At 63.6% G+C, this 6574-nt stretch carries 5 protein-coding genes; 3 read left to right on the top strand and 2 right to left on the bottom strand.

Features of this window, described 5'->3' with window-relative positions:
* Positions 1–212 precede the first annotated feature (212 nt).
* A complete protein-coding gene (gene pvdP, locus LUU92_RS11915; protein WP_257103672.1) occupies positions 213–1832 on the bottom strand; it encodes a pyoverdine maturation tyrosinase PvdP in 1620 nt (539 codons plus the stop codon).
* A gap of 142 nt (positions 1833–1974) precedes the next feature.
* Here pvdP and pvdM point away from each other — a divergent pair, with 142 nt between their 5' ends.
* From pvdM to pvdO, 3 genes are read left to right on the top strand one after another with little or no spacing between them, the layout of a single operon-like run.
* A complete protein-coding gene (gene pvdM / locus LUU92_RS11910) occupies positions 1975–3324 on the top strand; it encodes a pyoverdine-tailoring dipeptidase-like protein PvdM (RefSeq protein ID WP_257103671.1) in 1350 nt (449 codons plus the stop codon).
* A gap of 18 nt (positions 3325–3342) precedes the next feature.
* Entirely contained in the window at positions 3343–4614 is a 1272-nt protein-coding gene (pvdN, locus tag LUU92_RS11905) for a pyoverdine-tailoring periplasmic protein PvdN (protein ID WP_257103670.1), read from the top strand.
* 34 nt (positions 4615–4648) lie between these two features.
* Positions 4649–5509, top strand: coding sequence for a dihydropyoverdine dehydrogenase (gene pvdO / locus LUU92_RS11900; RefSeq protein ID WP_071490808.1), 861 nt, complete (start codon positions 4649–4651; stop codon positions 5507–5509).
* A gap of 65 nt (positions 5510–5574) precedes the next feature.
* Here pvdO and LUU92_RS11895 read toward each other — a convergent pair whose 3' ends face one another.
* Positions 5575–6405, bottom strand: coding sequence for a formyl transferase (locus LUU92_RS11895; protein ID WP_071490807.1), 831 nt, complete (start codon positions 6403–6405; stop codon positions 5575–5577).
* Positions 6406–6574: the final 169 nt, after the last annotated feature.

Below are 6574 nucleotides of genomic sequence, written 5' to 3'. Positions count from 1 at the left end.
GGGTTGGTTCAATTTAGCTTGCTGTGGCGAGCAGGCTTGCCCTGCGTTGGGCTGCGAAGCGGCCCTAATCCGGCTACCTCGTTTTACCTGAAAGAACACAGCGGTCTTGATGGGGCCGCTTCGCGCCCCAACGCAGGGCAAGCCTGCTCGCCACAGCAAGCCTGCTCACCACAACAGCCCCATTCACCACAGCAAGCCTGCTCACTACAGGTTCAGGCAAGTTTCAGGTGACGGGCATACCACGGTCGTCTTGGCACCCGCTTGAACAGCCCCTGCAGCCTGTTGTCGTCTTCACCGAAAGTGATGCGCAACGCGAGCTTCATGGTCTCCGGGTCCATCTCCATCGACCGGCCCATCTGCAACCCAGGCGTGGTGCTGCAGCCATGGGTATCCGGCCCCAGCCAGGGATCGCCGACTTCCACCCAGCGGCCCGGCGCGAACCAGGCTACGCCGTTGACCTCCATGCGGCGGACTTCCCCCGGATTGAAGCGCTCATGGGCGCGAAACCAGTCTTCGATGCGGTCGTCGATCCAGCCGTGGAAGCGCCAGAACACCGGGTTGACGTGGGAGGAAAACGGATCGCCGAGGAAATCGTTTTCCGCCGCGTACCAGCGCGCAGCAAAGTCGGAGGGGTCACGGGCCATGGGCACCGGTGCACCGTTGGACGGGTCGCGGGGCACCGAGGCCCAGCGCATGTGCAGCCAGTCGTGCAGGCCCAGCTCCATTTCGGAACCGAGCTGCCCCAGGGTGAATCTGGCCAGGTAGCGTGGGTCGCGGTACTGCGACTCCCACACCTGGAAGTTGCTGTGGTAGGTCTCAGCGCTCTTGATGTCGCTGACCCACTGGGTGTAGTCGCTGTCGTCCGGCGCCGACCAGGTTGGCGGCAGCGCAAAGCCGTCGTGGTTGTCGAAGTAGCGCAGAAAGCCCAGGCGATCACGCTCCAGGGCCGGTTGCGGCTCGGGGAATTGCGACCATGAGGGCAGGTCCTGCATGGAGCGCGCGGTGCCGAGCATGTGGCGGTGCATGAAGAAGAAATCGATGCCCGAGCCGTTGCGGTCCTTGCGCTTGCCCCGGGCGTCGCGTTCCTGGCCCCGTGGCCCGGGTTGCCAACCGATGCCGCGCAGGGCGTCGCGCTTTTCTTCGGAGAGTTTGTGCCACTGGTCACGGGTAGCGTGCCACAGTTGGTGGAACAGACGGTGTTCGGGGGAAATCAGCCAGGCCAGCAGGGTCGGGTTGAGGCCGATGCGTTGCCGCGCCTCGGGGAACCACTGTTTGCGGGCGATGAAGCGGTTATCGCGCTCGACCAGCGCCAATGGCCGATCAAGGTCAAGGATCTGCCCGCTGAGTGTGCTGCTGCCGGCATTGGCAAAATCCGCCCAGACTTCGTCAAGGGTCATCTTGAATTCATAGGCGGGGGCGCCGTCAATCGAGTCGCGGTCGATCAGGCGCCAGTAGAGCACGGCGCTCTCGCCTGTCAGCAGATCACCCAGCACGCGGTAACGCGGCTCGCCCTCGGCGCGCAGGTGGGCGGCGGTGTCCAGGTAACCGCGCAAGCCACGTCCACGCGGGGCGATGTCGAGCAGCAGCTCCAGACCTTCCAACGGCAGGCCCTTGAGGCCGGCGTCGCGGCCCTCCAGGCGCAGGCTCCACACCCCACGCAATGTGTTCGCCAGGTGCTGGCCGGCGGTGTCGGCCAGGTCCACCGTGGCTTCGCCGGGAGTGATGGGGAATTCTTCTTCGCGCGTCAACTCGCGATGGGCATAGAAGGCGGCCGGCACAGCGGCGCCGGTCAGCGCCAGGCCTGCGATGAACCCACGTCGAGAGATGGTCATTGTCTACCTTAGGAAACGGCTTTATCAGAGCTAGAACGTTTGCACGCCGGGGAAATTTACCAGCGCGCCCTGCCCGCCTAAATTTCCCCACCTATCACTCGTTCTTCCCTGATAGCGAAGGCCTCAACTGACTGAGATGGCAATGACAAAACCACGTTCGAAAAAGGCGCTGTATATCGGCTTGCCGCTGGCACTGGCCATCGGTGCCGGAGCCGGCTTCCTGGTCTGGGATCACTGGTTCAAGGGCAATGCCGGTTACCCGCTGACGGTGATCAAGCAGGCCAATGAAATGCAGGACCGGTTGCTGTCGTTCGACAGCCATATCACCGTGCCCATCGATTTCGGCACCGCCGGCAACGAGGCGGACAAGGACGGCAGCGGCCAGTTCGACCTGGCCAAGGCGGCACGCGGGCGCCTGTCCGGTGCGGCACTGACGATTTTCGGCTGGCCGGAAATCTGGAACGGCCCCAACGCCCCGCACAAACCCACCGACGGTTTTGTCGAAGCCGCGCGCAACGAGCAGGAAGTGCGCTACAAGATCATCAGCGGCATGGTGCGCGACTACCCCAACCAGGTCGCCATCGCCTACACCCCGGATGATTTCCGGCGTCTGCATGGCGAAGGCAAGTTCGCGATCTTTATCAGCATGCTCAACGCCTACCCGCTGGGCAACGACCTGAACCTGCTGGACCTGTGGGCGGCGCGCGGCATGCGCATGTTCGGCTTCAGCTATGTGGGCAACAACGCCTGGTCGGACTCGTCGCGCCCGCTGCCGTTTTTCAATGACTCCACCGACGCCCTCGACGGTTTGTCGGACATCGGCAAGCAAGCGGTGCACCGCCTCAATGACCTGGGAGTGATCATCGACGTGTCGCAGATGTCGACCAAGGCCCTGGAACAGGTCGCGCAATTGAGCCGCACGCCGATGGTGGCGTCCCACTCGGCGCCGCGCGCGTCGGTGGATATCCCGCGTAACCTGAGCGACAAAGAGCTGCAACTGATCAAGCAGAGTGGCGGCGTGGTGCAGATCGTGGGCTTCTCCGCCTACCTGCGCCCGTTGAGCCAGCCGACCCGGGACAAGCTCAACGCCCTGCGTGCGCGCTTCGACCTGCCGCCCCTGCCCAACCTGGCCGTGGCGTTGATGCCAGGCGACGCGATCATCGCCGCGTGGCCGGAACACAAGTTCGGCGAATACGCCAGCGCGCTGTACGGCATCCTCGATGAAGAACCCAAGGCCACCCTCAAGGACCTGGGGGACGCCATCGACTACACCGTGCGCAAGATCGGCATCGACCATGTCGGCCTCGCCTCGGACTTCAACGATGGCGGCGGCGTGCAGGGCTGGAACAACGTCGGTGAAATCCGCAACGTCACCGCCGAACTGATCCAGCGCGGCTACTCCGAAGCCGATATCGCCAAGCTGTGGGGCGGCAACTTCCTGCGAGTGTGGGACCAGGTACAAAAAGCCGCCAAGCCGTTGGCCAACCGTTAATCATCCAGAAGCCAGTCCATGACCGACCGCCGTACGTTTCTCAAGCAGGCCGGGGTGTTTGCCGCCAGCCTGCCGCTGGGCGCCGCCCTGCTGCCCCAGGCTATCGCCGCCCCTGCATCGAATGACCCATGGACGGGTTTCAAGCAACTGTTCAACCAGGACCCGGACTATCTGCACTTTTCCAACTTCCTGGTGGCCACGCACCCCAAGCCGGTGCGAGAAGCCATCGAGCGCTACCGCGCGCAGATCGACCGCAACCCGGGCCTGGCCATGGACTGGGGTTTGCAGGAAACCTGGAAGCGTGAAGGCCAGGTGCGCGAGTGGGCCGGCCGCTACCTGAAGGCCACGCCGGCGCAGATCGCCCTCACCGGCAGCACCTCCGAGGGGCTGGCGATGATTTATGGCGGAATCAAGGTACGACCCGACCAGGAGATCCTCACTACCGTCCACGAACACTACGCCACCGAGTTCAGCCTGGACTTCCGGGTGCGCAAGGAGCAGACCCAGGTCCGCAAGATCAGCCTGTTCAAAAACGCCAACCAGGTGTCCGTGGACGAGGTGCTGGGAAATATCCAGCGCAATATCCGCCCCAACACCCGCGTACTTGGCATGACCTGGGTGCAGTCCGGCAGCGGCGTGAAACTGCCCATCGGCGAGATCGGCAAGCTGGTGGAAGACCACAACCGCAACCGAGACGACAGGGACCGCATACTCTATGTGGTAGACGGTGTGCACGGCTTCGGCGTGGAGAACCTCGACTTCCCGGACATGCACTGCGACTTTTTCATCGCCGGCACCCACAAGTGGATGTTCGGCCCCCGGGGCACCGGGCTGGTATGCGCCCGCGACCCACAAAACCAGTATGTGACCCCGATGGTGCCGACCTTCTCCGAAGACCAGGACTTCGCCACCACCATGACCCCGGGCGGCTTTCACGCCTTCGAACATCGCTGGGCGGCGGATGAGGCCTTCAAGCTGCATCTGCAACTGGGCAAGGCGCAGGTGCAGGCACGCATCCACGCCCTGAATACCGAACTGAAAGACCACCTGCTGGCGCATCCGCAGATCGAACTGGTCACCCCACGCAGTCCCGAGCTATCGGCCGGCTTCACCTTCTTCCGGGTCAAGGGCCAGGACAGCGAAGCCGTGGCCGACTACATGATGAAAAACCGCGTGGTGATCGACGCGGTGGACCGTGATGTCGGCCCGGTGATCCGCACCTCGCCCGGCCTGCTTAATTCCTCCGATGAGATCCAGCGCTTCATGACGCTGCTGGGCCAACGGCTGTAACGCACCGCTTTTCCACTTTGAATGAGAGGCCCCCATGAACAAACCCCTCACGGCATTGGCACTCACCGCCCTGTGCGGCGCCTTGCTGCCCAACCTGGCCCACGCCGCCACGCCGCAACCTGGCAAAGTGTTCAAGGACTGCAAGGACTGCCCGGAGATGGTGGTGCTGCCCGCCGGCACCTTCACCATGGGCACCCCCGAGGACGAAGTCGGCCGTGAGCCGGATGAAGGCCCGATGCACGAAGTGACTTTCGCCAAGCCGTTCGCCATGAGCCGCTTTCATATCACCGCCGGTGAATGGGACAGCTACATCCGCCAGACCGGCGTGAAGATCGCCGACGGCGACACCCGCCCCGGCCGCGAATGCATCGCCAGCAAGCCGCGCTACCCCCAGGGCCCGCGCCAGCCGGCAGTGTGCATGGACATGGACGACATCAAGCAGTACGTGGCCTGGCTGTCGAAGAAAACCGGCCAGCAGTACCACATGGTCAGCGAAGCCCAACGCGAATACGCCGCACGCGCCGGCTCCACCGGGCCGTTCCCCTTCCCGTTCGATGAGGGCAAGGGCTACAGCATCGCCAAGCACGCCAACACCTATGGCCCGGCCGATGGCTACAGCTATTCGTCGCCGGTGGGCAGCTACCCGCCGAATGCCTTCGGCATGTACGACATGCATGGCAATGTCTACGAGCGCGTGGCCGACTGCGAACACCCCAACTACATCGGCGCGCCCACCGACGGCAGTGTGTGGATGGAGCCGAACTGCGAGGGCTACATGATTCGCGGCAATGACTGGGGCGAGGCGCCGGTGTTCTCGCGCTCGGGCAACCGCAACACCATCTACCCGCAGACGCGAGGGGATTGGATTGGGTTTCGCGTGGTGCGCGACCTCTAACCGCACTGGAAATCCATTTGTGGGAGGGGGGCTTGCCCCCTCCCACATTTTTAACCGTGCCTGCTTTAGGTTGCCTTCTGTGCCAACAACGCCAACCCTTCATGCAACGCCGGGAACAGGCTGTTATTGAAGTTGTTCCAGCGCAGCTCAAGGATGGTGTCGTCCGGCGCGATCTCGGTCTTGAGCACGTCGTGGAACACTTCGCCAGAGTCGATGCCGTTGTCCACGTAGTGGAACGACGCGCCGGTGAGGTACAGCGGCTCGGAGGGCGTGGTGGCCTTGGTCGCCCAATCCGTGACTGTCAGCCCGCGCGCACCGTACAGCGCGTTCCAGGTGGCATAGGCACCACGGCGCTCGTACGGCGATTCGAGGCGGGTAATGCCGGGGTGGATGTTCATGATGCGGCGCGCAAACGGCGCACCCGGACGTACCAGTTCATCGAGGATCACCAGCAGGCCGTCGAGCACCACGATGTCCGCGTTCAATTCCACCAGCGTGTCGTGCAGGCGGCGCTCGAAGTCCTGCTTGCCGGCAATGTGTTCTGCGCTGCCCCGTGGCAAGCGCCGGTAGGTGGACGGCACACTCAGCAGCAGGTCATTGACCAGCCGCCCCTGCACGCGCAGGTCGGCCGGGTACAGCCATTGGCGGCCCGGCTGGTAGGCAAAGCCGTAGTCGCGGACCAGCTGCTGGTCACGCGGGTTCTGCTCGTCATCGTCGTACACCACGCCCACCAGGTGGTAAGCCTCGCCCAGGGGCGTGTCATTCAGTGCCCCTACGAGGGATTCCAGCACTGACATCATGTAGCGTTCGTGGTCCTTGTAGGCCACTGGCTGCCCGGCCTTGTCGGCGGCGGCATTGCGCAGTGACCACACGTACACCAGATTCCTTTTCGTCATTGTTTCGCTCTCGCTGGATAAATCAGGCACGCGCCAAAACGCGTGCGGCTACTCCACAAGAACGAACCAGCCCCCGCCTGATTTATCCATCAACGCCACCGCCGGGCACGCCGCGCTAAATAGTCGCGCCAATCCTTCGTTTGTCATGGGTAAGGGTCTGTGTGCCCAG

The sequence above is a fragment of the Pseudomonas extremorientalis genome (genome assembly GCF_024584605.1).
GTDB lineage: Bacteria > Pseudomonadota > Gammaproteobacteria > Pseudomonadales > Pseudomonadaceae > Aquipseudomonas > Aquipseudomonas extremorientalis.
The sequence above is the reverse complement of the archived record's forward strand: the minus strand, read 5'-3'. Positions and strand labels throughout refer to the sequence as shown.